We start from the raw sequence: 23,873 nt of genomic DNA, 5'->3' as shown, positions 1-23,873 counted from the left end.
CTGTTTCCATAGCAAATACCACATTCTGCCCTAATTATATATTCTATCATAATTTGCAGAAAAAAAGATATTTCTTTACAAAAGTCTTTACAAAATTTGTGGTTAGAAACTACCGATATGAGGAAGATATATATATCATGTTTATGAACAAAGAACTAAGCTTACTGTTTCACAGGTTCGCCTTCTAGAATTTCTTCTTTTTTATACTTTAACTTGGTGGCTTCTCCTCCTCGCAAGTGGCGGATTGATTTATGATAATCCAGTATCTCCTTCACTTCATTAGCCAGATCTGGATTAATTTCTGGCAGTCTTTCTGTTAGATCCTTGTGTACAGTACTTTTAGAGACTCCAAATTCTTTCGCAATAACACGAACGGTTTTCTTTGTCTCCACGATATACTTTCCTATCTTGATTGTTCGCTCTTTGATGTAATCGTGCACACCACTCGACCTCCCTAAAATGGATGTGAGAAGTGTGAAATGAGATCCGTATGAAGATTATCCATTTTCAGCGGCGCTTGTTCGTCGTAATTTCTCATCCATTAGGTAGTAAATTCCAAACACGATCCCTCACCTCAAACACTCTCTTTGTCAGGTTTGTAACAGTGTATTAGCATTGAATAGGGAATATGCTAAAAATGAAGATGGGACAAGGGATTTATCAGAAAAGCCAAAACAAAAAATCATTTCGGGGCGCGAAAATTTCCACTTTACAAGAAAGGATTCAGCACGTAAAATAGAAAAGGTGAATTTATTTACCTAGCTAAATATTTAAAAAAGGTGAGCATATGGATACGTTAAATAGAGAGTGTTTACATCAAATACATCAAGGCGCACGGCTGCTGTCTAAAAAGGCGAACGAAGCGCTTGCTGCTTATGACTTGTACATGTCCCAGTGGACTGTGCTTTTTTGTTTGGATACATTCGGCCCAAAAACCCAAAAAGACATCTGGACATATTTAAACGTCGAAGCACCGACCATCACCAGAACCGTCACCCGCTTAGAAGCAAACGGCTGGGTGAAACGTGTACAAGGCAAAGACAAACGTGAGAATCTGATCGTGATGACAGATGATGCAAAAGCCCGATTTGAAGAAATCAAACGCACGATGGAACAATTTGAAGAAGAATGTCTTTCAGATTTTACCTACGAAGAAAAACAACTCCTCCATACACTTTTACACAAATTATCTACTGAATAGGAAGTGACATACATCATGAACGAACGCATATGGACAAAAGATTTTATCATGATTGTCCTGGTGAATTTATTTACGTTCACCTCTTTTTATGCCCTTTTGACATTACTGCCCATTTACACAATGGATGAACTAAATGGAACAGAATCACAGGGCGGTCTCCTTGTGACGGTCTTCTTATTATCTGCTATTGTGACAAGACCTTTTTCTGGCGCCATTATTGAGAAATTCGGCAAAAAACGGATGGCGATTTTCTCTTCTACAGCCTTTGCCTTACTCACTTATTTATACATTCCGATTGATCAATTCCAAACGCTTCTTGTGCTGCGTTTCGTACAAGGAATCTTTTTTAGTATTTTGACGACAGTCGCCAGTGCCATTGCGGCTGATATGATCCCGAAACATAAACGCGGGGAAGGACTCGGATACTTTGTGATGTCCATGAACCTCGCTGTTGTCATCGGTCCGTTTATCGCACTAAACCAAGTAGGAAAAATAGGATTTCATTCCTTATTTCTTCTCTTTTCCATTATCGTGACGATCGGAGCCGCTTTTACAATGCTGATTAGACAGCCAGAGCCTGAAAACGGCGGAAGCATCGTCTTCCGATTCACGTTTTCTCACCTGTTTGAAAAAGGCGCATTAAAAACAGCGGCCGTCGGTATTATTATTTCTTTCTGTTATTCGCCGATTATTTCATTTATTTCAGTATATGCCAATTCACTCCATTTGATGGGTGCAAGCAGTTATTTCTTCATTGTGTTTGCGGCTGCAATGCTTGGATCACGTCCATTTACAGGCAGACTTTTTGACCGAGTTGGAGCTCACGTTGTGATCTATCCTTCGATTGCCCTTTTTGCTATTGGTTTATGGATGCTGACAGCGACACATTCAGCCACAATGCTTCTTCTATCAGGCGCTGTGATTGGACTTGGCTATGGTTCGCTCGTGCCATGTTTACAAACACTTGCGATTCAGCACTCACCAGCTCACCGTACGGGGTATGCGACGGCTACTTTCTTTACTCTGTATGATACAGGTATTGCTGCTGGCTCATTTGTCTTTGGACTCCTTGTCAGTTTCACAGACTTTTCAAATGTGTACCTCATTGCAGGCATTGTTGTCTTGCTGAGTATGGGCGTTTTTTATTGGAGCGAACGAAAACCCCAGGAAGCAAATGCACAAAAGGTCTCCCTTTCAGAATAAAAGGATACTATTTTAAACTTCGCCGGAAACATGCTAAAATATAGGATATTTCATATAGAGCATACAGGCTTTTTTGAAAAATAGTTGGCATTAAGCGAAAGTATAGGTGATGTTTTGAATTACGAATTGTTTAAAGTCATACACGGGATGGCTCACCATTCTGAGTTTTTAGATCAGGCCATGATCTTTATTACGAAAAAGGCCATTCTTGTGTACGCCCTTGTCTTATTGATTTGCTGGTTTTTAGGGAATCACAAATTTAAGAAGCATGTCTTCTTTTCCGGTGTAACAGGCATTGCAGCACTTATCGTCAACTTTGCCATTACATTGTTTCATTATGAAGAGCGGCCGTTTGTGGCGCATAAAGTCGACACACTCATCCCGCATTCAGCAGACGCTTCCTTCCCAAGTGACCATACAACAGGTGCATTGGCTCTTTCACTAGCCATTCGATCCCGTAATAAAAAGCTCGGCAACATATTGCTCGTCTTTGGATTACTTACAGGATTCTCCCGCATCTGGGTCGGTCATCATTATCCATTTGATGTTTTAGGCAGCTTGGTCGTATCGATTGTGGTTGTCTTTATCATGAATAAATTATGGAAGTTCTTTGACTCTCCTATCGATCGTATCGTGACATTTTACGAGACAATTGTAGGGAAAATTTTCAGAAGGAAGACAAAGGATCAGGGCTCAGACCTGTCCAATTCTTAAGCGGCCTTGCGATAACGTGATGAAGATTCTTCTCTCACTTATCGCGCCGCTTTTTTTATTGGCTGTCTCCCTCTAACCATATTTGAAAAATAAAGACTGACGCCAATGCCAATAAGAGAAATGATGATCAACGTCCAGCCTAATTGCGCAAAATGAGCACCAGCAATTTCATCCCCAAACAGCATACCAAGCACAGCAGACGACAGAATAGAACCAAGGTAGCGGCATGTTTGAAAAAGTCCAGAGGACGTGCCAATCATTTGCTGAGGGCTTGCCTTGAGCATCGCAGCTTGAAGCGCGACATTCCCAATCCCATAACTGAGCCCAAGCAGCGCCAGAACCAATCCTTTTCCCCATAATGGCGCAGGAATAAAAAAGAAAGTCATGGCAGACGCTCCAGCCAGCATCAATACAGCACTCGCTAAAACTGGATGGCGTTCATCCCCGCGATCCACCCACTTTCCTGTCAGCGGCGACACAATAATGCTCACCCCTGACATACACAGCATAAAAAGACCCGTCATCTCCACACGCCAGCCTAACTCATCCTGAAAATAACTCGGCAAACCAAAAAAGAGACAATAGAAAAAGATATTTAAAATGATAAATTGCACATACACAAGTGACAGCCGCTGCTCTTCTCTGAACATCCGTATTTGAATAAACGGTTCATCCACCTGATACTCCCACCAGATAAAAGCGCCTGCACTCAGGAGACAAAGAATGCCTTGAACATATTGAATGCCATCACCCAGTGATAATAAAAATGAAAGGAGGAGAACAATGCAGACGGTAAAAAGAAGCATCCCTGGCAAATCGAGTGTTCGCACAGTTTCGCCTATGCGCAGCTTTCTCTTTTTCTGCTCCTTCGGAAACAACAATAAACCGAGAAAGAAACTGATCAAAATAAACGGCAGATTCACTAAAAAGATAGCCGGCCAGCCGCCAATGGTCATCAGAAATCCGCCAAGCGTCGGTCCAAGCGCCGTCATCGCTGAAGCAAAAATGGATAATACCGCTAACGCCGAAGCCTGTCTTTCTTGAATATGATCCCGAATGAGTCCGACCCCAGAAGGATAAATGGCACTGCTTCCAATCGCCTGTAACAAACGGATCACAATCAGCACCGCAAACGTTGGGGCAAACGGCGCGCAAATGGCTGAGACTGCGACAAGAACGAGACCGAATAAAAATAAGGTTCTCCGGCTCATCACATGATCCCCAATCCGGCCGCTCACTGGCTGTGTTACTGCACTGGCTAAATAAAAAGAAGAAATAAGCCAAGATACGGTCGTAAACGACAAACCGAATTCATGCTGAATTTGATGCAAGGCCAAAGAAATCATTGATGAATTCAGCGGATTCAACATCGTTCCAAAGGCAATAGCGGTTAAAAAAACTTTTCGATTGTCTCTCCACTTGTTCATACACTGACCTCCTTTTTGCAACCCTTTCGTTATTATGAGATTCATTTCCCTTTTTTACCCTAATCAATTCAAGTTCTCTCTTAGAAAAGCAAGACATACATTCTAAAAAGGACGGTTGTTGGAATAACACATATAAAATTGAGAATATGAGGAACAAATGGTAAGATGCTACACATATTGAAAAGCCTACTTTCTCCTTATATGGAGAACGGCTGAAAAGGAGGAGAAGCTTATTATTAAAAAAAGACGGTTTTGGGTCCCAGCCCTTTTCTCGGTTGCAGTATTACTTCTGTCTTCGTGTGGTTCAAATGAAACAAATGGGAACGGAGATAAACGTAATTCTACAGCGAAAGGGTCGCCAATTTTGGAGGATGGAAAATTTATTTTTGCAGCATCAGGTGAATTTCATCCGTTTAGTTACATGGATGGAAATCAGATGTCCGGCTTTGATATCGACGTAGGCAATGCGATTAGTGACAAACTAGGTCTCGAACCTATACAGAAAAAATATAAATTCGCAGGCATCGTCGAAGGCGTGAAAGCAGGTAAATTTGATGCGGCGGTTGCAAGTCATACCATCAATGAGGAACGAAAAAAACACGTCCTTTTTTCTAAGCCCTATTACTACTCTGGTCCGCAAATTTTCACAAGACCCGGATCAGACATTCAGCATGCTGATGACTTAAAAGACAAAGAAATTGCTGTATCCAAAGGATCGTCCTACGCTGATATTGCTAAGGAACATAGCGGGCAAGAACCAAAATATTATGATAGTGATGTCGTCGCCTTAGAAGCACTGGCCAAAGGAAAACACGATGCAGTCGTAACAGATTTCGCCACAGGTGCAGAAGCGATGAAGAAAAAATTGAACATCACAGCGCAGGAAAGACTCGGACAAAGTGAGCAGGCAATTGCTGTATCAAAAGAAAATGAACAGCTCATAAAAGAGATCAACGATGCGATTGACGCACTAAAAAAAGACGGAACATTAAAACAAATTAGCGAAAAGTACTTTGATGAAGACATCACGGTCAAACAAGATTAAAACCACGATTGTGCGCCTTTTTTATAGGCGCACTTTCTTCAAATGGAGATGATTGTTTTGCCTACCCTATCACACTTTTTTCAGACACTGATTGATTCTAGAGGTATTTTCTTAGAAGGAATGCTGATCACCTTACAGCTGACGGTGATCAGCATCTTCATCGGTATGTTCATCGGGCTTTTCTTTGCTTTATTGAAAATATCCCGCATAGCCGTTTTCGGTTATATCGCCAATGCGTATATCTTTCTTGTACGCGGAACACCACTGATTGTTCAAATTTTCATCCTATACTTCGGCCTCACAGAATTGAATATACCCGACTTCTGGGCTGCTTCCATTGCGCTCGCCTTTCATAATGGGGCCTATATAGCGGAAATATTTAGAGGTGCCATCCAATCCATCGATCAGGGGCAAAAAGAAGCAGGACGATCTCTTGGGATGGGTCGTTTTTTAACAATGAGACGCATCATTCTCCCTCAAGCGATGCGGCGCGCCCTCCCCCCTCTTGGCAACCAGTTCATTATCGGCTTAAAAGATTCATCACTCGCCGCCTTTATCAGTGTCAATGAACTATTTAACGTCGCCACCACGCAAGGCTCCAACAGTTTTGATAATATGACGTATTTACTTGTTGTCGCCGTCTATTACTTAGTTCTTGTCCTGCTGTTAACATTCGCTGTCCAAACCTTTGAGAAGAAACTATCAGCCAGTGACCAATAGGAGGAGAAGCATGACAGAATCAAAGGAAATCATTCGTGTTGAAAAACTCAATAAATATTTTGGAGAGCTTCATGTTTTAAAAGATATCGATCTCACTGTTTATGAAAATGATGTGGTCGTCTTAATTGGCGCAAGCGGTTCTGGAAAAAGCACCCTGCTCCGCTGTATGAACTTTTTAGAAATAAAAAATGATGGAGATATTATCATTGATGGCAGCCCTGTTCATCCAAAGCGCGATCAATTAAACGAAATGAGACAAAAAATAGGGATGGTGTTTCAGCATTTTAATCTTTTCCCGCACAAAACTGTGCTTGAAAATATCATCGAAGCGCCTGTTATGGTGAAAAAAACAAAGAAAGCGCAAGCCATCGCTGAAGCCAGCGCCTTGCTAGAAAAAGTCGGACTTGCGGATAAAGCCAACGTATATCCTTCTAAACTATCAGGCGGCCAAAAACAGCGTGTAGCCATAGCCAGATCTCTCGCCATGAAGCCTGATGTCATGTTATTTGACGAACCTACGTCTGCCCTTGATCCAGAGCTTGTAGGCGAAGTGCTGCAAACGATGAAAAGCCTCGCAAAAGAAGGCATGACCATGGTCATTGTCACACATGAAATGGGCTTTGCGAAAGAAGTTGCCGATCGTGTCGTCTACATGCACGAAGGCCGCATCGTCGAAGAAGGCGTCCCTTCGGAATTGTTTGATTCTCCTAGGGAGGAACGTACAAAACTGTTTCTCAGCTCCATTTTATAGGTCAAACGCCCTTCATTTTTAGTGCTTAACTTACGTTTTTGCTCATTTTTTACGAACTTTTCATCCATTTATATTGAACTTAACCAAAAAACCATGTCAGATAAACTTACATGTATATGTTATATATGACTTTTCTCTCTATAATGAAGAATTAAGAAAACAATAATTCTGAATGATTCGGGGGAATGCAGCATGCAAATGGGTGATACAGTATTTATGTTCTTCTGCGCACTACTCGTGTGGTTAATGACACCGGGTTTAGCTTTATTCTACGGAGGACTCGTGAGGAGCAAAAACGTGTTAAGCACAACCATGCACAGCTTAACGTCACTAGCGATCGTTTCAATCGTATGGATCGTATTCGGTTATTCCTTAGCTTTTGCACCAGGCAATGCATGGATCGGAGGATTAGACTGGGTGGGCCTGAAAGGCGTAGGTTTTGAGCCTGGTTCCTATAGTGAGACCATTCCACATTCATTGTTCATGATGTTTCAAATGACTTTTGCCGTCTTAACAACAGCCATCATCTCAGGAGCCTTTGCTGAACGGATCCGCTACTCAGCAGTCGTTGTATTTACACTCCTTTGGGTCACATTTGTATATGCTCCAGTCGCACACTGGGTATGGGGCGGCGGTTGGATTGGCGAGATGGGTGCTCTTGACTTCGCAGGCGGAAACGTGGTTCACATCTCATCCGGTGTTGCGGGTCTTGTCGTGGCGATTGTGCTCGGGAAGCGTAAAGAAGCAGCAAGCTCTTCTCCGCATAACTTGATCTACACCCTTCTTGGCGGAGCTGTCATCTGGTTTGGCTGGTTTGGTTTTAACGTTGGTAGTGCTCTTACATTAGACAGCGTGGCCATGTTTGCCTTTATTAACACCAATACAGCTGCTGCTGCAGGAATCATCGGCTGGCTGTTAGTAGAGTGGATGATCAACAAAAAACCAACCATGCTCGGCGCGATCTCTGGAGCCATCGCAGGTCTTGTCGCCATTACACCTGCCGCAGGCTTTGTTACACCGTTTGCTTCTATTATAATAGGAATCATTGGCGGGATCGTCTGTTTCTGGGGAGTCTTTTCACTCAAAGCCAAATTTGGCTATGATGACGCACTAGATGCATTTGGCCTTCACGGAATTGGCGGTACTTGGGGAGGAATTGCAACAGGACTATTCGCCACAACTTCTGTCAATGACGGCGGAGCCAATGGCTTATTTTACGGAGATCCCAGCTTACTTTGGAAGCAAGTGGTCGCGATTGTCGCTACGTACGCTTTTGTTGCCGTTGTGACATACGTGATCATCAAAGTGGTCAATGTCTTCTTCAAAATTCGTGCAACCGAAGAAGAAGAATCAGTGGGTCTTGATTTAACCATGCACGGTGAAAAAGCTTATCAAGATTAAAGAAAAGGGGTGTCTCTATGAGCAAAATGTATAAAGTGGAGATTGTCACACGTCCAGCTAATTTTGAAACATTAAAGGTGGAGCTTGGAAAGATTGGTGTCACCTCGATTACCTTTTCAAATGTACACGGCTGCGGCTTACAAAAGGGACATACAGAGCTATACCGCGGCGTCAAAAAGGAAAGCAACGTGTACGAACGATTAAAGATCGAAATCGTCCTAAGCAAAGTACCTGTCGAACAGGTCGTAGAAACAGCTCAAAAGGTACTTCGTACAGGCGAACCAGGGGATGGGAAAATTTTTATATATGAGGTAGCGAATACAATCAACATCCGGACAGGTGAAGAAGGACCTGCCGCCCTATAGTGTATCCTCCGCCGAGTGGCGGGGGATCTTTTTAAGCAGAAAAAACCTCTGCATATTCATATACACAGAGGACCTTGTAAGACATTAAGATTGTTTTGTTTCTTCTGACTGACTGCTGTCTTTAGAGGAATCAGAAGACTTTTCTTGATCAGAGGATTTACCCTTCTCATCAGACTTTTCTTCAGATTTTTCTCCAGCTGGCTCTTTGGCTTTATCTTCAGCAGCAGGTTCTTTCGTTTTTTCCTCAGTCTTTGGCTGAGCAGGTTCTTTTGCTTGTTCCGTCACTTCTTGCGCTGCTTTTTCAATTGTAGAAACAGGCTTGTCAATGAAGCTAAGCGGATTAAGCGCTAAACCTTCCATACGAATTTCAAAATGCACATGGTTGCCGCTTTCAGCACCATATAGATTTTTACCAGAAGCACCAATGACATCATTCTGCTTGACTTCATCGCCTTCTTTGACACTCACTTGTGACAACGATTGATAAACAGTCGATAATCCATCTTCATGTTCAATTTCAACAACGTGACCAAGAACTGGATCTTTTTTCGCTTGAACCACTGTTCCACTAAGAGCAGCTGTGACATCAAACACTTTGCCATCTTTATCTGCAAGATCAATACCTTTGCTCAAGGTATAGGTGTTATTATAGTTTACAAGTGCTGCTTCTTTTTCTTTTTGGTCAGCATCTGCTTCATAGAACTTTTTCACGACAGAAACATTATCAGAATTCTGGACCGGCATTGCGACATTTTCAATTGGCTTTCCAACTTCAACGGCATCATCGCGCTGTTCTTGCCCTGTTTGATTTCCATCAGATAGTTGGTCTTTCACATCTTTTGATACAGCTTGATACCAAAGAACGGCTGTTAACACGACCGCTGCGCTGACCAAGTAAATAGCAGGGAATACCCAGCGCTTACGGAAAAATTGCTGAACTTTTGTGATTTTGGAAGTACGTTTCTTTTCTTCCTCTCTCATTTTTCATCACCTCAGCAACATTCTGAACACTTTTCAAAAAATATATACACACGAAATCATTTTTCTTTTTATTTTGCGCAATCGCATCAATAATATGTATGATAAATGAAAAAAAGATGGGAGACTTAATTGTGAAAACTTTCAACCGTATAGCAACAGAAGATGACCTCAAAGCGATCGTTGATATCTACAATTCAACCATTGCTTCAAGAGAAGTGACCGCAGATACAGAACCAGTTTCTGTCGAGGACCGCCGGCAATGGTTTTTGAATCATTCCGAGAAAAGACCTCTCTATGTGAAAACAGATGAGGATGGAAATATATACGGCTGGCTCAGCTTTGAAACCTTTTACGGAAGACCTGCATACAACGGGACCGTTGAAATGAGTATCTATTTAAACCAAGACTATCGAGGAAAAGGCTTAGGATCACTTTTCTTGCAAGAAGCCATTGATTTAGCACCATCATTAGGCATTCGAACGTTACTTGCCTTTATTTTCGGGCACAACGAAGCTAGCATTCGACTATTTAAAAAGCACGGCTTTGAGACATGGGGCCACCTGCCACGCATCGCAGAAATGGACGGCAGCAGATACGATTTAGATATCCTAGGAAAAGAATTATAAAACGAGCGTCTCCCTGAAAAAGAGACGCTTTTTTATGACGCATGTAACAGCTGTTCAAACTGTTTCGCATTTTGAAGAGATTTTCTTTGCAGAATGATACCATGTTCATCAATGAGAATCGCTTGTGGAACAACCGTTACCCCGTATAGCTCCATGATTTGTGAAGAACGAGTATACACAGCCTGGGACGGCAGCAATTCAAGGATCTGCGTATCATCCGCCTGTTCATCCCCATTAATAAAAATGAATTGAGTATCATCAACAGCGATTTGCTGCTGCAAGTCTGCTAAAATGCTTTTGCACGTCATACAAGTAGAGTTCACAAATAACAGCATCACAGCACTCCCGCTTTGAAAATATTCCTTCAAAATGACCTTCTCCCCTAAATGGGAATAGCTTCGAAATAACGGTGCAGGCTCCCCCACATCCGCTTCCTTTAATTCAATTCCATCAAGGGTTTTGATTTTATTCATAAATTTTCCGATAAAACGGGCGAGCAAAAATATCACAGCCAGCTGAGCAATGACAATGAATAACACAATAATCAATAGAATATCTGTCATTTCACATCGTCTCCTTCTATAAATAATTCAAATTGATTGATCCATTTTCTTTTAAACATTAAGACTTCTTGACCCACCGCTATTATGAAAGAGACAGCCACGGCAATGAGAAAACAAATGATGTTATATTGCCATGGAATGGTTTCTGCATAGGAATGCACATAAAACAATCCGATCACAAGAGCCAGCATCGACACATTGCGAATCACAATTCCCCAGTGAAGGCGTTCATTATCAAGCAGTCCACCACAGCCGCAAGAAATATCACGATGTCCTCTCAATAAATTGAAGGTCACCGCTCCAGTATAAATACTTAAAAGTGCTGTAAGACCAATCGCAGGTACAAGAGTCATATGCCATACGAATAAAAAAACAGTACAAACCAATTCTGCAGTTAAAAACAAATAAAACATGGGTCCCGTGAAAGAAGAAGGCAGCAGCCGATAAGCATTCATCTGCTGCATATGTGCCGTCTGTTTTTTTACTTTATCAAGCCAAGCACCAGCAAAAATGATACCTAATAAATAGACACCTATGTAATAAAAGACACTCACCTTACGCCATCTCCTTTTGTTGAAATAATTGAGATTGTGCCTCGTAAAGCCTTTTGTACTCTCCGTTTAACACCATCAGTTCATCATGGTTCCCCTCTTCAACGAAAGCACCATCTTTCATTACGATTATACGGTCTGCTAAACGGGCTGCTCCCATTCGATGTGTGATAAACAAGACACCCTGATCCTGCGTGTGATCGAATAGCTTTCGAATAAGTGAAATTTCCGATAGTGGATCAAGAGCAGAAGTTGGTTCATCTAAAATGATAAAATCACTCTCTCTAAAGAAGGTTCTAGCCATCGCGAGCTTTTGCCATTGCCCGCCAGACAGTTCATGGCCTTCTTCAAAAAATCGGCCAAGCTGCGCATCATACATTTCTTCCATTTGATGAATTCTTTTCTCTATGCCTGCTTGCCGGGCAGCTGAGATCATCCGCTCTCCCTCGTCCATATGATCAATACGGCCAAACCCGATGTTTTCTTTCACAGTGAACTCGTACTTCATAAAATCTTGAAAAAGAACAGCCATTCTCGCATGATATGACTTTTTATGAATAGTAGAAATGGACTCACCGTTGACTTTTTGCATGTTCGACTGATCTGGATCATATAAACCGGTCAAACATTTGATCAAGGTGGTTTTACCTGATCCGTTATCCCCCACCAATGCAATACGTTCACCTTTATTGATATGAAAATGTATATGCTCAATGGCAGGTGTTTTCATATTCGGATAAGTAAAAGAGAGATTTTCAAGTGTAATGGACTGAATACACTCGATTTTTCGAAGCGATGCTCCTTCTTCTGTCTGCTCATGAATTTCTTCTTCTCTCTTTTGAAAAGCTCTCATTTCATCAACATAAAGACTTGTTTCATATAAACTAGAACATTCTCTTGTTAAGTCTTGAAAACCACTTTGGATGTTTTGCACCGCTTGCAGCACAGCGACAAATGTCCCGGCAGCTAATTTTTTTTGAAAAATAAGAAAAACAATAAAAAGGCCGCAGCATACATAGGCAAATGTCATAAGCAATCCGCCCGCCATCTCCCAGCGGACTTGCCGCTTAAGCAGTTTATATTTTTCATCTGCACTTTTTACATAATGATCTTTCCATTTCTGAAGAAGATAATTCCCGATTCCATATAAACGGATTTCCTTCAATGAATCCCGTTGTGCGACAAGATCGGACACATACATTTCTCTTCTGTCATTGGCTGTTAACATACGGTTTAATTGATAACGCGCTCCTCCAAAGAAAAGCTCAATCCACAAGACAGGCAGGGTAAACACGATCAGAATGACCGCCAAGCCCCAATGGATACCGATCATATAGATAAGAAGTGATACAACAGTAATCAATGCGCTCATGATGGTAAAGATACTTCTAACCATGCTCAGAACATGCTGATGACTGTTCATCACACGTTGACTTTCATTGTAAAAAGACGGGTGTTCAAATGTAATAAACGGCAGCCTGATCGCCTTTTGAAGCAATTCACCCTTCAAATGCAGACCAATCAAATTTGTCGCTTTCTGCTGGCTAAGCTGAAGAATGAATTGAAGCCCATATCCTAAAACCACAATGACCATTTGCAGCCCAAATAACCACAAAACCTTTTGAATGTCTCCTGAAGACGTCATGAATAAAATAATTTCATTAATCAAAGTTTGAATAATCCAGACACTAGCCAAAGGCATAAAACCAACGATCACTTGGATCAACAAGGTTAAAAGAAGATAAGATCGGCTTCTTTTCCAAGTATAGGAAATTGCATATAAACAATGGTTCACTGTACTCATCAAACGCTCCACCTTACACCATTTAGTATAATTGACATATTTTTGATATTTATATTATGATAGCTTTGCGTAACTTTACTCTGAGAGGACGATATACGATGAATTCAATCCTACTTTTACAGCTCACTCTTATTCTTTGCAGCCTATTATTAACGATCGGAGTCATCATCTATTTAAAACAACAAATGGAACTGATCATCTTACCGATACAGCATGTTGGACAAAAACTTGTGCATCCGCTGCTTGAAAAACCATCACCTATTCCAGTGAATGATTTACTGCAAACCAACAACAAGCAGCAGCTACTTATTTTCACTGATACATCATGTCCGCATTGCATCCCATCACTTGAACAATTCCTAGAAACGAAAAAGCAGCGTAAATTGGACGTTTCATTTAGTATTTTGCTAAAGAATGGGCAAAAAGAGGATCAAGAATTATATCGTGATAATAAAACCAACATGCGAATTATCCCTGTGGACGAGCAAATGATAGACGCATTCCAAATTGAAGAATTTCCTTATTACATTATGGTAGAAGATGAAATCATCTCATACGCAGCACCTTTTCCGGATGGTCTTTATTCAAGGATATCTGCAAAATAAAGATAAATGAGGCATGTGAAGACTATCAAACACATGCCTCATTTTTTATTGTGGATCTGACTGAACATCTTGATCTTTTTCTCCTGCAGCAGCTTCACTCGCTTCACCTGAAGCCTGTTCCTCAGCTTGTTCAAACTCACTCCGAGCCTCATTTGAAATGTCTACTTGGTCACCATGCTCATTCACAGTAACAGACGAAGAAGACGTCTCTTTTTGAGCCTCTTTCTCTAGTTCCTTTAATTTAGAAACATGAAGTTCTAAATCTTTTCCTTGCTGAACTAGAGTAAGTTGTTGAAATAATGCCTTTCTCTCTTCTGGAGAATGGTCACCTTGAACAATTTGAGCCGCTTGGGTTAAAAAAGAATTTGATGTTTGACCCGCTTGACGTCTATTTGACGTCTGCATAGCATTTGTTAAGAATGAAATTGAAGATATGCTCATGCGTTCACATCCTATTAAATATGATCCTTAGATTAGCAGCCACATCTAACGCGTTCTTGACTAGTACAAATCTCACCTGTGTCACGATCCACGTAGTAACGGAAAGTTCCAACACCTTGAAGGAAACAAGTCGGTGCTGATTTACATGAAGTGACTAATTTTTGCAAAATACATCTTGCAGCTGCCGGTTGAACATTGGTCATCTTGTTTAAGAAACGATCTAACATATGAATTCCACCTTCCAATTTTTATGGTAACACAACACAATAATAACCAATTACTAGAAAACTAACAACATATTTTGATAAATTTACTAATTATTTTTTACTACCAATCTTATTTATGACATAATTTGTTGATAATTTTTATAGTAAATGTTACTTTTTTCTTATTTGAAAATAATTTATTTATCTGTAAATGATGAAGTGAAGATAGAAACATTTTAATTAAACAACATTCACTCTTCCTAAAGCACTACTTACTCAAGTATGATAAAGAGTGAATACATAAAGGAGTGAACACCATTGCAACAAACTGAGAAAATCATTCAATCTCTTCATTCAATCGTAAAGTGGGGAAAGGTTGGTAGCATCTTTCTCTATATTTCAGGCGGTCTGGCTATTCTTATTGGTTTTTGGCTTGTTCTTCCTGCAGCCCTTGGCGTCTTCCTCATTATGATGGGAATTCATGTACAAAAATCTGTAAAAGCAGCTGAACACTTGATTCAGGCTCCAGTTACTTCTTACGAAGAATTATTAGAACAGTACGCTAAGATGATGAAAATGCAAACACTGTTTGCCATTTCAAGTATTGCCGCAGTTATTCTTTCATTCATTGCTATCGTTTTGATACTTATACTAGGCGGGTTAGCCTTCCTCCAAGAAATTCCTTATGATGTCCAGCAGTATGAAGGTGATTACGAACAAGAACTCGGTGACTTTTATTAATGGAGAGGGGTATCAATAGTCATTCGATACCCCTTTTGTTTTTATCATTTGACTTGGATCATTCTCCTATGCTTGACATTCAGTCTTGATCATTTTAAAATACAAATCGTAACTATTACGAATTAAAGGAGGATCCTATTACTTATGCGCGTGAATATTACGTTGGCCTGTACTGAAACAGGTGACAGAAACTACATCACAACAAAAAATAAAAGAACGAATCCTGACCGATTGGAGTTAAAAAAATATTCTCCTCGATTAAAGAAATATACCCTTCATAGAGAAACAAAATAAATTTTTTAGATTACAAATCGTAATGATTACTTTTTAAGTGAGGCGGAAAACAAAATGATCGTTTTCAAAAAGGACAAAAACAAATGAATAAGCGTATACCTGTTACAGTATTAAGCGGCTTTTTAGGAGCAGGAAAAACAACGATATTAAATCATGTTCTTCAAAATCGCAAAGGATTAAAAGTGGCTGTGATCGTCAATGACATGAGCGAAATTAATATTGATGCAGAACTAGTCAAACAAGGCGGCGAGCTTTCTCGTTCAGATGAGAAACTCGTTGAATTATCTAACGGCTGTATTTGCTGCACTTTGAGAGAAGACTTGTTAATCGAAGTAGAACGCCTTTGTAAAGCGGGTAATATTGATTATATTGTCATTGAATCAACCGGAATTAGTGAACCAATTCCCGTCGCTCAAACGTTTTCTTATATTGATGAAGAAATGGGTATAGATTTGACCCGCTTTTGCCGTCTAGATACGATGGTCACAGTAGTAGATGCAAATCGTTTCTGGACTGATTTCCAGTCAGGAGAGAGTTTATTAGATCGTAAAGAAGCGGTTTCCGATGACGACGAGCGAGAAATTTCCGATTTACTCATTGATCAAATTGAATTTTGTGACGTGCTTATTATCAATAAATGTGATCTAGTATCTCCCTCTGAATTAGATCGACTTGAGCATGTGCTGAACAAACTACAACCAGAAGCATCCATCATCAAAACCTCAAAAGGTATAGTACAGCCAGATGACATTTTGAATACTGGTTTATTCGACTTTGAAAAATCAAGTGCCTCTGCTGGGTGGATCAAAGAAATCAACGCAGGACATGGTCAGCATACACCGGAAACAGAGGAATACCAAATTTCATCTTTTGTTTACGAAAGAAGACTCCCTTTTCATACCGGCAGACTGAATGCTTGGTTAGATCAAATGCCTGAGCAGATCGTTCGTGCGAAAGGTTTTACTTGGCTTGCCACACATCATGATTTAACCATTTTAATTTCACAAGCTGGGAAATCTGTTGCGATTGAACCAATTGCATACTGGATTGCTGCTTTGCCTGAACAAGAAAAAGCACGGTTATTAAATCAGGAACCAGAGCTTCTAGATGAGTGGGACGCAGAGTTTGGTGATCGCCATACAAAACTTGTGTTTATCGGTGTAGATTTGCCTAAAGCAGAAATCATTCGTACTCTTGATCAATGCTTGCTCACACCTGAGGAATTTGATCAAGATTGGACTACATTTGAGGACCCCTTTCAATGGAAAATACAAAATTAGGCCAGGAGGGTTTTAATTGGCAAAGAAATCTAAGATTGCTAAAGAAAAAAAACGACAGCACCTTGTATTGAAATATGCAGAATTAAGGAAAGAGTTAAAAGAAAAAGGTGACTATGAAGCTTTACGAAAATTACCTAGAGACTCTTCCCCTACCCGCTTAAAAAACCGCTGTGAATTAACGGGCCGTCCCAGAGGTTATTTACGAAAATTCAAAATGTCTAGGATTGCTTTTCGTGAGCTTGCCTATAAGGGTCATATCCCTGGAGTGAAAAAATCGAGCTGGTAAAGAATGATTTGATCTTATCACAGCACTCGTAAAAGTAAAGCCGCACACAATGAGGGAAAATCTATTTTCCAATCTTATCTCAATCTTTTTGAGGTGCAAAATAGCAATTTAAAAACCAGCAGAAATTCTGCTGGTTTTTTATAGTGACTGAGTTCATAAGATAAAAAGACCTGTTTTCAAAAAAGGATTTTCAACCACGATTATGACATTTTCTCTTCTTTTCAAAAATACATGATCATGATACTTTATTGTCATTACCCACCGATGTATGACATCTCAACCTTTTTCTGATCTTTTTTCTGCTCTCTCTCGGCTGAATATTGGTCATGTCTATTCGACCATAATTCCTTTAACCTGTTCGTTAATTCTTCATTATCTTTTGTCGTACGAATCATCTGTTTCAGATCAAAACCCGATGATGCAAACAGACATGTAAATAATTCCCCCCGTGCAGACAGCCTTGCTCTGTTACATGTTCCACAAAAAGCATCTGAAACGGAAGAAATAATGCCTATCTCTCCTGAACCATCTTTGTAAAAAAATCGTTTGGCTACTTCACCTGTATATTGAGGAGGTTCTGGTTTGATAGGATATGTTGAATCAATTAATTCAATTATTTCTTTCTTTGTCATGACATGTTCTAGATTCCATTTATTCGTATTACCGACATCCATAAATTCAATAAATCTGAGAACGTGTCCTTCTTTTTTGAAGTAAGCTGCCATTGGTAAGACATCCTGATCATTCACACCTTTTTGAACAACCATATTAATCTTGATAGCAAGTCCAGCCTTTTTTGCAGCCTCAATACCATCAAACACTTTTTGGATAGAAATATGCCTTCCGTTCATTTGCTTAAAACGGTCGGGATTTAATGAATCTAAACTAATGGTGACTCTATTAAGACCAGCTCTCTTCAACTGATCAGCATATAAAGGTAAAAGCGTTCCATTGGTTGTCATCGCAATGTCTTCAATCCCTGGAATGTTTGCGAGCTTTTCTATTAAGACAGGCAGATCCTTCCGCATTAAAGGTTCTCCGCCCGTGATGCGTATTTTTACCACACCTAGGTTCTTTACAAAAAGGGTAGCAAGTCGTTCTATTTCTTCGAAACTAAGCAGTTCTTCTTTTTTCAAGAAAGGATAATCCGGTCCAAAAATTTCAGCAGGCATACAGTACGTACATCTAAAGTTACAACGATCAGTTACTGATATTCTTAAATCGCGCAATGGTCGATGTCTTTTATCTAAAATACTGACCATACTTTGCCTCCTATTCTGTAATACGCTGAGGATGCGTGTAAATGTTAAAGGATTTCCCTCTGACGAATCCAACTGTCGTAATATTTAATTCTTCTGCCATTTTAAGCGCCAGCTCAGTAGGTGCTGATTTTGAAATGACGATAGACACTCCTAGTTTTGCTGCCTTCAATAGAACTTCTGACGATATCCGGCCGCTGAAAACAAGGATTTTATCTCTAAGTGGAATTCGCTGAAGTAAACAATATCCATAAATTTTATCTAAAGCATTATGTCTTCCTATATCAGTTCTAGTGATGAATAGCTTCTCTGTGTCACACAGACCAGCATTATGCACTCCACCAGTATGTTGAAATAATTGGCTTTCTTCTTGCAAACACTTCATGAGATGCATACAGGTATCAGCAGAAATACTGATTCGATCAATGGCCGTTTTTGCCGTCTTCACATCTTGAAGGAAATAAAAGTGTCTTCCTTTCCCGCAGCATGAACCAATCACTCGTTTTGTAAAATCTGATGAATCAAATCCACTTGAGTGAACTAAATCAACATAGGCAAAACCCATACTTTCATCTATTGTAAACCTTTTAATCTCATTTTCAAATCGAATGACCCCTTCTGAAGCCAAAAAGCCGATAACCAATTCTTTCAGGTGCTCTGGGGAACAAACAAGTGTCACAAATTCTTCTCCATTCACCATCACAGTTAAAGGATATTCTTCTACAATTTCATCAGTTTTGCAGGTAAACTGGCCTTCACGGTATTGGTGTATGACCCGTTTCTTTTTAACAGATGAATTCATTGTATGATCCTTCCTTTCAATGCAAATTTAGTTATATGATCCAATCAAATTGTGATATTATTTTAAAAAGTCATAAAAATGTAACATATTTCTATCTTATCAAACTTCTTGATTGCTTTATATGGGGGGAACAAAATGAACAAATCGAAAAATCGCTGGCTCATCGCAGCAAGTGCTGTAGGAATTCATTTATCTATTGGGTCTGTTTATGCTTGGAGTGTTTTTACGAATCCTTTACATGAAGCCTTTCAGTGGTCATTAACAGAAATAAGTCTCACATTCAGTATTGCTATTTTATTTTTAGGTTTATCTGCTGCTTTTATGGGACATTTCGTTGAAAGGTATGGTCCAAGGGCATCGGGGCTCTTCTCAGCTATTTTCTTCGGCATCGGAATGACTGGTTCAGGATTCGCTGTCCACATGTCCTCACTGCCTCTCCTCTATTTATTTTATGGTGTACTCGCTGGAATTGGTTTAGGGGTAGGCTACATTGCACCTGTATCAACTCTAGTCAAATGGTTTCCGGATCGAAGAGGTCTTGCAACCGGCTTAGCCATTATGGGGTTTGGGTTTGCTTCTCTTATTTGCAGCCCAATTATTCAATATCTCATTGAAAAAGTGAATATCGCAAATACTTTTTATATTCTTGGAATCTCCTATTTTATTATCATGGTGATCTCATCTCTTTATTTATCACCACCAACGCCTGATGACGTCAAACAATTTGACGTATTCAAAACAAAGAAAAGAAAAATCCCTCAAGATTTATCACAGCTTACAGCAAATGAAGCGATCAAAACAAGACGTTTTTATTATTTGTGGCTTATGCTTTTTATTAATATCACATGCGGAATCGCTATTATTTCAGTAGCGTCACCTCTTGCCCAAGAAAGTGTTGGGTTCACTGCAGGTGCTGCAGCTACTCTTGTGGGCATTTTAGGTGCTTTTAATGGTTTAGGACGCATTGGCTGGGCATCGTTTTCAGATTATATAGGAAGACCGAATACGTATACGATTTTTTTCAGTATCCAGCTCATTGCTTTTCCTTTACTCCCCTATTTAAAAGAACCGCTCATCTTTTCAATCGTTATGGCGATCATTTATACGTGCTATGGAGGAGGATTTGCTTCAATTCCAGCCTATATTGGGGATTTGTTTGGTACAAAGCAGCTTGGTGCCATTCACGGTTATATTTTGACTGCTTGGGCCGCTGCGGGATTAGCAGGACCACTATTTTCATCCTTCATCCGAGATATAACAGGTAATTACACACAAAGCCTTATGGTGTTCTCTGGCTTATTTTTCATTGCTTTTATCATATCACTTCTCATTCGAAAGGATATTCAGCAGCTAAGAGAAAGAAACCTATCTGCTGCTTCCTCTGTCTCAGCCCGATCTTAATTTGAATTTGACAGAATCACAATCTAAAGGTAATTTTTAGATATGAAAACGCTTTACAAAGTAATAGGAGGGTGATGATCTCATGGGGAAAACAAAACATAAGGGGCCTGTTAAACTCAATAAAAAACCCTCACCAAAGCTATGGGCCTCTTTTGTACCAATGGGGCTTGGCAAAGTGAAACCGAAACACATTCGAGATACGATGAAAGTGGCATGGGAGAACAAAGATAACCTTCCCTACGCGTACCGTATTTTAACGCAGGGTGTTTGTGACGGCTGTGCCCTTGGCGTCTCAGGACTGTATGATCAAACGCTCGCAGGACCTCATATATGCACCACAAGACTAAATGTGCTTCGTCTTAACACAATGCCAGCTATTGATCCAAAATGGTTTGAAGATATTCAGCAGCTAAAGCAAATGGACAGCACCTCTCTTCGCAAGCTTGGGCGGATTCCTTATCCATTGATCCGAAAAAAAGGTGACAATGCCTTTACACGTATTTCTTGGGATGATGCACTAGATCAAATCGCAGCTAAAATCCAATCAATTGATAAACGGCAGCTTGCTTTCTATTTAACCGCCAGAGGAATTACAAATGAAGTTTATTATACGGCTGCAAAGGCTGCTCGATTTATAGGGACGAATCATATTGATAATGCTTCTCGCATTTGCCATTCACCAAGTAAAACTGCTCTTAAACGGTCCCTTGGCATCGGTGCTTCCAGCTGTAATTACAGTGATTGGATTGGAACGGATGTATTAATTTTTTGGGGATCTGTTGCAGCAAACAATCAGCCTGTTTCCACTAAATATATGTACGCTGCTAAAAAGAAGGGAACAAAAATTATCGTCATCAATCCGTATAAAGAGCCTGCTATGGAAAAGTATTGGGTTCCTTCTATTCCAGAGAGTGCTTTATTCGGTACAAAAATTGCAGATGATTTTTACCAAGTCAATATAGGCGGAGATATTGCGTTTATGAACGGCGTCATCAAGCATTGGTTTGACATGGAGCAGCATGCTCCCCATTCGGCTCTTGATCACGAATTTATTCAAAAACATACAACAGGCATACAGGATTTAAAGCAGCATGTCACACAATTGAAGTGGGAGGACCTAGAAGCATCATCAGGTTTATCAAAAGAAAGAATGAAGGAATTTGCGTCACTGCTTGCCAATGCTAATTCAGGCGTTTTCATTTGGAGTATGGGCCTTACTCAGCACCGCTTTGCAACTGATAATATATCACAGGTTGCCAACCTTGCCATGCTGCGCGGATTTATCGGCAGAAAACATTGTGGTGTCATGCCAATTCGGGGGCATAGCGGCGTCCAAGGTTCTGGTGAAATGGGTGCTGATCCATTCGTTTTGCCGGGTAGTGATTTTGATGAAGAGAATATTGAAAGAATCGAACGTATATGGGGGTTTGACATTCCTAAATGGCATGGTGACACCATTGGGCAATCCTTTGAGAAGATGGCTCTCCCAAAAGACCATCCACAAAAACTCAAAATGCTGTTTACGAGTGGCGGAAACTTTTTAGAAACGATGCCAAATCCGGAAGCGATCGAAAAAGCATTATCTGAACTTGAACTCCGTGTTCACCAAGATATCATTTTGAATACCTCTACGCTGGTAGACGCTGAAGAGGCGGTGATTGTGCTGCCTGCTATGACAAGGTATGAACAACCAGGCGGCGGCACATCAACCAGTACGGAACGCATGGTATATTTCAGTCCAGAAATTGAAGGACCTCGTATTGAGGAAGCCAGAGCGGAATGGGAGATTTATGTTGATCTTGCGAAAAGAGTCCGGCCAGAAGATGCCGAGCTGATACATTTTGAAACAGCTGAAGACATTCGTCGTGAGATTGCGGTCGCCAACCGAAATTATGATGGCATCCAGCATTTACGTCACAAGGGAGACGTTTTTCAATGGGGAGGCGCATGGCTTTGTGAAGATGGCGTGTGTCCAACACCAGACGGCAAGGGACATCTTCTTCCTGCCCAGCTGCCTCAATATCGAAAAACTGAAGGACATTTCAATATCACGACAAGAAGAGGAAAGCAATTCAACTCCATGATCTACAGTGAAAAGGATGCCTTTAATGGTGGAAAACGTCATTCTATCCTAATGAATGAAGAAGATGCAAAAGAGCTTTACATCCAAGAAGGTGATCCAGTTGTTCTCTTTAATCAATATGGATCCTATCAAGGAGTGGCTCAATTCGGAGAATTGAGACGCGGCAATATCGCAGTTTATTGGCCGGAAGGGAACGTTTTAATTCCTAAAGGTGTGTATGAGAGCTACTCACAGATTCCCGAGTATAATACGGCTGCCATATTAGAAAAAGCCGAAACCTTCCATGCAAGAAAGGATCAGCATTATGTAGAGAAACGAATTGATGAATTAGAAACGACTTTGAATTAATCGTCAACTTAAAAACAGCTGGGGTTGTTTTCCCCAGCTGCCATTCACTCTCTACCGACCAAAAGCGCTCGCTTCCTGTTGAAGAATATGGTTCAATTCTTCGGCATTTGCAGCCGGTTGATATTGTCCTCCACCCGCTTTTGCAACAGATTTAAGACTTTTTGCTTCCTTTTCATTCACATCGAAGCCAATGATATTGACGATTGTATCTATTCCGTCTTCATGTAATTCCTTTGCTGCTTGTGAAGGGCTTCCACCACAAGTTTCTTCACCATCACTGACAACATAGACAATATTTTTCCCTTCAGCTTGGTGATCTTCAAAATCTTGTTTCGTATCCGTTAATGCTTTTGCAAGTGGTGTCCAGCCAGTTGGCTTATACACATTCAGTGCTTGTTGAAATGTTGATGGCTCATATGATCCAAATCCGTAAACGGCTTCAGAGCTTGAACAAGAAACGGCTTTCCCTGCATTTTTATTGGTTCCTTCATGACCAAACACACGAAGCAGAACTTGTGTATCTTCTGATAAAATGCTCGCAAAGCTTTGAATAGACCGTTTGGCGATTTCAATTTTCTTTTCACCTTCAACTGACTGTGCCATGCTGCCGCTTAAATCGAGTAATATCACCACATGAGCAGGCGGCTCCTGTTTTGTTACAGCATGAGCTGGTGAAGAAAGAAGCAGGACAAGACTAGCCAAAATGGTTAATACGATATTTCTTTTCATCAATAAAGACCTCCCTTTTTTACTTTTGTACAGAAAAAGAGAAACG

General features: G+C 40.4%; 26 protein-coding genes. 16 read left to right on the top strand and 10 right to left on the bottom strand.

The genetic code is table 11. The features are described from left to right. Window positions 1-161 precede the first annotated feature (161 nt). Window positions 162-440 carry a sporulation transcriptional regulator SpoIIID gene (spoIIID, locus tag M1D84_RS02135; RefSeq protein ID WP_008343327.1) on the bottom strand — a complete coding sequence of 93 codons (279 nt, stop codon included), beginning with the start codon at window positions 438-440 and terminating at the stop codon, window positions 162-164. A gap of 347 nt (window positions 441-787) precedes the next feature. On the opposite strand from spoIIID, the gene M1D84_RS02130 reads away from it, so the two are divergent. The 3 genes from M1D84_RS02130 to M1D84_RS02120 all read left to right on the top strand — a co-directional run bounded on the left by M1D84_RS02130 (window position 788) and on the right by M1D84_RS02120 (window position 3,118). Beyond that, the gene (locus M1D84_RS02130) at window positions 788-1,201 is read left to right on the top strand and encodes a MarR family winged helix-turn-helix transcriptional regulator (protein WP_024423697.1); all 414 of its coding nucleotides are present in this window, start codon (window positions 788-790) and stop codon (window positions 1,199-1,201) included. A 15-nt stretch (window positions 1,202-1,216) separates the two neighbouring features. Continuing rightward, complete coding sequence (locus M1D84_RS02125; protein ID WP_041108129.1) at window positions 1,217-2,404, top strand: MFS transporter; 1,188 nt, start codon at window positions 1,217-1,219, stop codon at window positions 2,402-2,404. Window positions 2,405-2,518: 114 nt separating this feature from the next. After that, window positions 2,519-3,118 (top strand): undecaprenyl-diphosphatase, encoded by a 600-nt coding sequence (locus M1D84_RS02120; RefSeq protein WP_024423699.1) that lies wholly within the window; start codon window positions 2,519-2,521, stop codon window positions 3,116-3,118. 38 nt (window positions 3,119-3,156) lie between these two features. On the opposite strand, the gene M1D84_RS02115 is transcribed toward M1D84_RS02120, so the two are convergent. Beyond that, window positions 3,157-4,545, bottom strand: coding sequence for an MFS transporter (locus M1D84_RS02115; RefSeq protein ID WP_073207701.1), 1,389 nt, complete (start codon window positions 4,543-4,545; stop codon window positions 3,157-3,159). A 199-nt stretch (window positions 4,546-4,744) separates the two neighbouring features. Between M1D84_RS02115 and M1D84_RS02110 the strand changes: the two genes are divergently transcribed. The 5 genes from M1D84_RS02110 (at window position 4,745) to M1D84_RS02090 (ending at window position 8,827) form a co-directional block, all read left to right on the top strand. Next, window positions 4,745-5,590, top strand: coding sequence for a transporter substrate-binding domain-containing protein (locus M1D84_RS02110; RefSeq protein WP_243837421.1), 846 nt, complete (start codon window positions 4,745-4,747; stop codon window positions 5,588-5,590). A 42-nt stretch (window positions 5,591-5,632) separates the two neighbouring features. After that, window positions 5,633-6,310 (top strand): amino acid ABC transporter permease, encoded by a 678-nt coding sequence (locus M1D84_RS02105; protein ID WP_080652918.1) that lies wholly within the window; start codon window positions 5,633-5,635, stop codon window positions 6,308-6,310. A 10-nt stretch (window positions 6,311-6,320) separates the two neighbouring features. Beyond that, the gene (locus tag M1D84_RS02100) at window positions 6,321-7,061 is read left to right on the top strand and encodes an amino acid ABC transporter ATP-binding protein (RefSeq protein ID WP_034622553.1); all 741 of its coding nucleotides are present in this window, start codon (window positions 6,321-6,323) and stop codon (window positions 7,059-7,061) included. 192 nt (window positions 7,062-7,253) lie between these two features. Next, on the top strand, window positions 7,254-8,462 hold the full coding sequence (locus tag M1D84_RS02095) for an ammonium transporter (RefSeq protein ID WP_024426325.1): 1,209 nt from the start codon (window positions 7,254-7,256) through the stop codon (window positions 8,460-8,462). 17 nt (window positions 8,463-8,479) lie between these two features. Further along, complete coding sequence (locus M1D84_RS02090; protein ID WP_024423704.1) at window positions 8,480-8,827, top strand: P-II family nitrogen regulator; 348 nt, start codon at window positions 8,480-8,482, stop codon at window positions 8,825-8,827. An 84-nt stretch (window positions 8,828-8,911) separates the two neighbouring features. On the opposite strand, the gene M1D84_RS02085 is transcribed toward M1D84_RS02090, so the two are convergent. Next, window positions 8,912-9,808, bottom strand: coding sequence for a peptidoglycan DD-metalloendopeptidase family protein (locus M1D84_RS02085; RefSeq protein ID WP_034281210.1), 897 nt, complete (start codon window positions 9,806-9,808; stop codon window positions 8,912-8,914). Window positions 9,809-9,924: 116 nt separating this feature from the next. On the opposite strand from M1D84_RS02085, the gene M1D84_RS02080 reads away from it, so the two are divergent. Continuing rightward, window positions 9,925-10,434 (top strand): GNAT family N-acetyltransferase, encoded by a 510-nt coding sequence (locus M1D84_RS02080; protein ID WP_029706351.1) that lies wholly within the window; start codon window positions 9,925-9,927, stop codon window positions 10,432-10,434. A gap of 32 nt (window positions 10,435-10,466) precedes the next feature. On the opposite strand, the gene M1D84_RS02075 is transcribed toward M1D84_RS02080, so the two are convergent. From M1D84_RS02075 to M1D84_RS02065, 3 genes are read right to left on the bottom strand one after another with little or no spacing between them, the layout of a single operon-like run. Further along, window positions 10,467-10,997 carry a TlpA family protein disulfide reductase gene (locus M1D84_RS02075; protein WP_024426327.1) on the bottom strand — a complete coding sequence of 177 codons (531 nt, stop codon included), beginning with the start codon at window positions 10,995-10,997 and terminating at the stop codon, window positions 10,467-10,469. Further along, a complete protein-coding gene (locus tag M1D84_RS02070) occupies window positions 10,994-11,551 on the bottom strand; it encodes a MauE/DoxX family redox-associated membrane protein (RefSeq protein ID WP_377939436.1) in 558 nt (185 codons plus the stop codon). The genes M1D84_RS02075 and M1D84_RS02070 overlap by 4 nt, the downstream gene beginning before the upstream one ends. Before the next feature lies 1 nt (window position 11,552). Further along, window positions 11,553-13,352 carry an ABC transporter ATP-binding protein gene (locus M1D84_RS02065; protein ID WP_135031387.1) on the bottom strand — a complete coding sequence of 600 codons (1,800 nt, stop codon included), beginning with the start codon at window positions 13,350-13,352 and terminating at the stop codon, window positions 11,553-11,555. A gap of 98 nt (window positions 13,353-13,450) precedes the next feature. On the opposite strand from M1D84_RS02065, the gene M1D84_RS02060 reads away from it, so the two are divergent. Next, window positions 13,451-13,957, top strand: coding sequence for a hypothetical protein (locus tag M1D84_RS02060; protein ID WP_025093903.1), 507 nt, complete (start codon window positions 13,451-13,453; stop codon window positions 13,955-13,957). A gap of 45 nt (window positions 13,958-14,002) precedes the next feature. On the opposite strand, the gene M1D84_RS02055 is transcribed toward M1D84_RS02060, so the two are convergent. Continuing rightward, a complete protein-coding gene (locus tag M1D84_RS02055; RefSeq protein WP_024423711.1) occupies window positions 14,003-14,398 on the bottom strand; it encodes a hypothetical protein in 396 nt (131 codons plus the stop codon). A 524-nt stretch (window positions 14,399-14,922) separates the two neighbouring features. On the opposite strand from M1D84_RS02055, the gene M1D84_RS02050 reads away from it, so the two are divergent. The 4 genes from M1D84_RS02050 (at window position 14,923) to rpsN (ending at window position 17,205) form a co-directional block, all read left to right on the top strand. Next, on the top strand, window positions 14,923-15,345 hold the full coding sequence (locus tag M1D84_RS02050; RefSeq protein ID WP_185853903.1) for a hypothetical protein: 423 nt from the start codon (window positions 14,923-14,925) through the stop codon (window positions 15,343-15,345). Between the two features lie 144 nt (window positions 15,346-15,489). After that, entirely contained in the window at window positions 15,490-15,639 is a 150-nt protein-coding gene (gene rpmG / locus M1D84_RS02045) for a 50S ribosomal protein L33 (RefSeq protein ID WP_024423713.1), read from the top strand. Between the two features lie 83 nt (window positions 15,640-15,722). Continuing rightward, on the top strand, window positions 15,723-16,919 hold the full coding sequence (locus M1D84_RS02040; protein ID WP_056765572.1) for a GTP-binding protein: 1,197 nt from the start codon (window positions 15,723-15,725) through the stop codon (window positions 16,917-16,919). Between the two features lie 16 nt (window positions 16,920-16,935). Beyond that, window positions 16,936-17,205: a 30S ribosomal protein S14 gene (gene rpsN / locus M1D84_RS02035; protein ID WP_024426333.1), complete on the top strand. Its 270-nt coding sequence runs from the start codon at window positions 16,936-16,938 to the stop codon at window positions 17,203-17,205. 254 nt (window positions 17,206-17,459) lie between these two features. On the opposite strand, the gene moaA is transcribed toward rpsN, so the two are convergent. Beyond that, on the bottom strand, window positions 17,460-18,467 hold the full coding sequence (moaA, locus tag M1D84_RS02030) for a GTP 3',8-cyclase MoaA (protein ID WP_029707486.1): 1,008 nt from the start codon (window positions 18,465-18,467) through the stop codon (window positions 17,460-17,462). Between the two features lie 10 nt (window positions 18,468-18,477). Beyond that, window positions 18,478-19,266, bottom strand: a complete 789-nt coding sequence (gene fdhD / locus M1D84_RS02025; protein ID WP_024423717.1) for a formate dehydrogenase accessory sulfurtransferase FdhD — start codon at window positions 19,264-19,266, stop codon at window positions 18,478-18,480. Between the two features lie 135 nt (window positions 19,267-19,401). Here fdhD and M1D84_RS02020 point away from each other — a divergent pair, with 135 nt between their 5' ends. Both M1D84_RS02020 and M1D84_RS02015 read left to right on the top strand, forming a co-directional pair. Beyond that, window positions 19,402-20,667, top strand: a complete 1,266-nt coding sequence (locus tag M1D84_RS02020) for an L-lactate MFS transporter (RefSeq protein ID WP_024426335.1) — start codon at window positions 19,402-19,404, stop codon at window positions 20,665-20,667. Between the two features lie 82 nt (window positions 20,668-20,749). Next, the gene (locus M1D84_RS02015) at window positions 20,750-23,098 is read left to right on the top strand and encodes an FdhF/YdeP family oxidoreductase (protein ID WP_122631638.1); all 2,349 of its coding nucleotides are present in this window, start codon (window positions 20,750-20,752) and stop codon (window positions 23,096-23,098) included. 51 nt (window positions 23,099-23,149) lie between these two features. Here M1D84_RS02015 and M1D84_RS02010 read toward each other — a convergent pair whose 3' ends face one another. Continuing rightward, a complete protein-coding gene (locus M1D84_RS02010; protein ID WP_024423719.1) occupies window positions 23,150-23,827 on the bottom strand; it encodes a VWA domain-containing protein in 678 nt (225 codons plus the stop codon). Between the last annotated feature and the right edge of the window lie 46 nt (window positions 23,828-23,873).

It is taken from the genome of Bacillus sp. PK5-006, assembly GCF_054161415.1.
The sequence above is the reverse complement of the archived record's forward strand: the minus strand, read 5'-3'. Positions and strand labels throughout refer to the sequence as shown.

Bases quoted from the DNA above. Each gene is read 5' to 3' on its own strand.
- M1D84_RS02130 (WP_024423697.1), top strand. From the start codon at position 788: ATGGATACGTTAAATAGAGAGTGTTTACATCAAATACATCAAGGCGCA.
- M1D84_RS02125 (WP_041108129.1), top strand. From the start codon at position 1,217: ATGAACGAACGCATATGGACAAAAGATTTTATCATGATTGTCCTGGTG.
- M1D84_RS02115 (WP_073207701.1), bottom strand. From the start codon at position 4,545: ATGAACAAGTGGAGAGACAATCGAAAAGTTTTTTTAACCGCTATTGCC.
- M1D84_RS02105 (WP_080652918.1), top strand. From the start codon at position 5,633: ATGGAGATGATTGTTTTGCCTACCCTATCACACTTTTTTCAGACACTG.
- M1D84_RS02100 (WP_034622553.1), top strand. From the start codon at position 6,321: ATGACAGAATCAAAGGAAATCATTCGTGTTGAAAAACTCAATAAATAT.
- M1D84_RS02095 (WP_024426325.1), top strand. From the start codon at position 7,254: ATGCAAATGGGTGATACAGTATTTATGTTCTTCTGCGCACTACTCGTG.
- M1D84_RS02090 (WP_024423704.1), top strand. From the start codon at position 8,480: ATGAGCAAAATGTATAAAGTGGAGATTGTCACACGTCCAGCTAATTTT.
- M1D84_RS02085 (WP_034281210.1), bottom strand. From the start codon at position 9,808: ATGAGAGAGGAAGAAAAGAAACGTACTTCCAAAATCACAAAAGTTCAG.
- M1D84_RS02080 (WP_029706351.1), top strand. From the start codon at position 9,925: ATGGGAGACTTAATTGTGAAAACTTTCAACCGTATAGCAACAGAAGAT.
- M1D84_RS02075 (WP_024426327.1), bottom strand. From the start codon at position 10,997: ATGACAGATATTCTATTGATTATTGTGTTATTCATTGTCATTGCTCAG.
- M1D84_RS02065 (WP_135031387.1), bottom strand. From the start codon at position 13,352: ATGAGTACAGTGAACCATTGTTTATATGCAATTTCCTATACTTGGAAA.
- M1D84_RS02060 (WP_025093903.1), top strand. From the start codon at position 13,451: ATGAATTCAATCCTACTTTTACAGCTCACTCTTATTCTTTGCAGCCTA.
- M1D84_RS02055 (WP_024423711.1), bottom strand. From the start codon at position 14,398: ATGAGCATATCTTCAATTTCATTCTTAACAAATGCTATGCAGACGTCA.
- rpmG (WP_024423713.1), top strand. From the start codon at position 15,490: ATGCGCGTGAATATTACGTTGGCCTGTACTGAAACAGGTGACAGAAAC.
- M1D84_RS02040 (WP_056765572.1), top strand. From the start codon at position 15,723: ATGAATAAGCGTATACCTGTTACAGTATTAAGCGGCTTTTTAGGAGCA.
- moaA (WP_029707486.1), bottom strand. From the start codon at position 18,467: ATGGTCAGTATTTTAGATAAAAGACATCGACCATTGCGCGATTTAAGA.
- fdhD (WP_024423717.1), bottom strand. From the start codon at position 19,266: ATGAATTCATCTGTTAAAAAGAAACGGGTCATACACCAATACCGTGAA.
- M1D84_RS02020 (WP_024426335.1), top strand. From the start codon at position 19,402: ATGAACAAATCGAAAAATCGCTGGCTCATCGCAGCAAGTGCTGTAGGA.
- M1D84_RS02015 (WP_122631638.1), top strand. From the start codon at position 20,750: ATGGGGAAAACAAAACATAAGGGGCCTGTTAAACTCAATAAAAAACCC.
- M1D84_RS02010 (WP_024423719.1), bottom strand. From the start codon at position 23,827: ATGAAAAGAAATATCGTATTAACCATTTTGGCTAGTCTTGTCCTGCTT.